The organism is Clostridium sp. D43t1_170807_H7, from assembly GCF_015555905.1.
GTDB lineage: Bacteria > Bacillota > Clostridia > Clostridiales > Clostridiaceae > Clostridium.
Genome location: NZ_JADNLK010000059.1, coordinates 1 through 2,492 on the forward strand (window position 1 = coordinate 1; position 2,492 = coordinate 2,492).

The 2,492-nt window shown below is 27.1% G+C and carries 3 protein-coding genes; all 3 read right to left on the minus strand.

Features of this window, described 5'->3' with window-relative positions:
• On the minus strand, nt 1-785 hold a 785-nt coding region (gene rfbA, locus I2E98_RS15660), incomplete at its 3' end, for a glucose-1-phosphate thymidylyltransferase RfbA (protein ID WP_195469795.1).
• A gap of 49 nt (nt 786-834) precedes the next feature.
• Nucleotides 835-1,665, minus strand: coding sequence for a LicD family protein (locus I2E98_RS15665; protein ID WP_195469796.1), 831 nt, complete (start codon nt 1,663-1,665; stop codon nt 835-837).
• A gap of 26 nt (nt 1,666-1,691) precedes the next feature.
• Nucleotides 1,692-2,492: glycosyltransferase (locus I2E98_RS15670; RefSeq protein WP_195469797.1), on the minus strand; the 801-nt coding region annotated here is incomplete at its 5' end.

Below are 2,492 nucleotides of genomic sequence, written 5' to 3' on the forward strand. Positions count from 1 at the left end.
GAAATCCATCCTTGTCTATAAGCAATTTCCTCTAAACAAGCTATAAATGTTCCTTGAGTTGTTTGTACTGCTTCAACGAAATTAGATGCTTTTAACATTGATACGTGAGTTCCTGTATCAAGCCATGCCATTCCTCTACCTAATAAGTCTACTTTTAAAGTCCCTTCTTCCATATAAACTTTATTTAAATCAGTTATTTCAAGTTCACCTCTTGGTGATGGTTTTAATGCCTTTGCTTTCTCTACTACTGAGTTATCATAGAAATAAAGACCTGGCACTGCATATTTTGATTTTGGTTTTTCTGGTTTTTCTTCTAAAGAGGTTACCTTACTATTTTCATCAAAACCAACAACACCAAACGCTCTTGGATCTTGTACATAATATCCAAATATCATTGCTCCCTTTTCTAAAGATGCTGCTGCCTTTAAATGCGAACTAAATCTTTGTCCATAAAATATATTATCACCTAATATCATTGCAACATTATCTTCACCTATAAAATCTTCACCTATTATAAATGCTTCTGCTAATCCATTTGGCTTTTCTTGAATTGCATATTCTATGTTCAATCCAAATTCTGAACCATCTTTAAATAGTTCCTTAAAATTTACTATATCCCTTGGTGTTGATATTATAAGAATATCTTTTATTCCTGCTAACATTAAAACAGACATTGGATAATAAATCATTGGCTTATCATATATTGGTGCCATTTGCTTTGACATGGATTTTGTTACTGGATAAAGACGTGTACCAGATCCACCTGCTAATATTATTCCCTTCATACTATAATCCCCTATTCAATCTTTTATATATTAACAAATAACTTAAATTTTATTTCCTAGTTTTATAAATATAAATACCTTTATTATGATTATATCTATCTTCAACCTTAGGTATATCCATATACCTTTCCCCATATATAGTACTTAAATACCTATGACTATCGTTAGGTATTTTAACTTTTATATCTTCAAAGTTACCTTCTTTTATAGGAAAAATTATATCTTTTTCCATATACCTATCAAAGTCAAATTCTCCAATCTCACTTCCGTAACCAACAAATTTACCATTTTCTTTTTTTATTCCATTAGTAGCTTTTTTTTGCCTATCAACACAAAACTGATTTAAATCTTTTCTTATTAAAATTTGTTTATAAACTTTAGCAATTACCCTTTTTAAATTTTCAACTATATTTTTTTCATAAGTTAACTTTGATTTAAATAACATTAAATAATTGATTTCTGATATTTTTTTTCTTATATATGATTTATCTTTCAAATTACACTCATAAAAATCATATGGGAAAATATCAACAAATAATCCTTCATGATATTCAGCATCATCTTCTTCTATTAATTTGCTATATTTATGTCTTACCTTACTCCAAGAATTCTCTACTCCATTATCTAATTGTGCATTTTGTAAAAATAAATCATCTGGTAAATAACTTGGTGCTAATTCTAAAAATCTTTCATAATCTTTTCTCATCATTCCAATATCAATATCATCATCCCATGGAATAAATCCATTATGTCTTTTCGCACCTACCATAGTTCCCGATTCTATCCAATAAGAAATATCATTTTCTCTACAAATATTATCAATATCTCTTAATATAGTTTTCATAAGTATTTGAGCTTCTCTTAAAGTTGCCTTATGCATATAACATTTCCCCCACCAATAAAACTTTATAAATTAAAAATATTTTCAAATTCAATTGCTTGTCTTTTTAATGAATATTTATTAATGTTCTCATATGCTTTATTAACAACAACATTAATATTATTGTTTTCTAATAATATCTTTAGAATTGCCTCAGTAATTGCTTCCGAATTTCTTTCTACCAATATCCCACACTTACCATTTTGGATAAGTTCTTCACTTCCTGAAACCTTGGTCATAATAACTGGGGTTTTAAGAGCCATAGCTTCTGCAACTACAGTTGGAAATCCTTCACTAAATGAGGTCATTACCAATACACTTGCATGCTTTATATAGGGATAAGGATTAGACTTATATCCATATAATTTAACATACTTTTCTACATTTAATTCTCTTATTAGTTTTTCAAGTGCTTCTCTCTCTTCGCCTTCACCAATAATAACTATCTGAAATTCTTTTATCTTTTCCTTTAACTTACAACAAGATTCTATTAAAATTTTATGGTTCTTATTTTTATCTAATCTTCCTATAGATATTATAGTTGGCACATCAAATTCTATACTATTTTCACTTGCCTTATTTTTAATTGTTTCAATATCATATCCATTATATATTTTTACTATTTTATCCTTATATTTAGGATAAAGAGAGATTACAGAATTATAAACAGTATTTGATATAACAATAATGTTATTACTTACTTTAAATGCTTTATCTTGTCTTTTATATAAATAAAAGCTAACAATTTTTTTTAAAATATTCTTTTTATTTTTATAGTCAAAATCATCTAATGGTCCGTGTATCCATGTAATATTTTTTCCTTTTTT

What these genes read in the sequence shown, in the direction of transcription:
- I2E98_RS15665 (WP_195469796.1), bottom strand. Translation starts at nt 1,665, where the DNA reads ATGCATAAGGCAACTTTAAGAGAAGCTCAAATACTTATGAAAACTATA.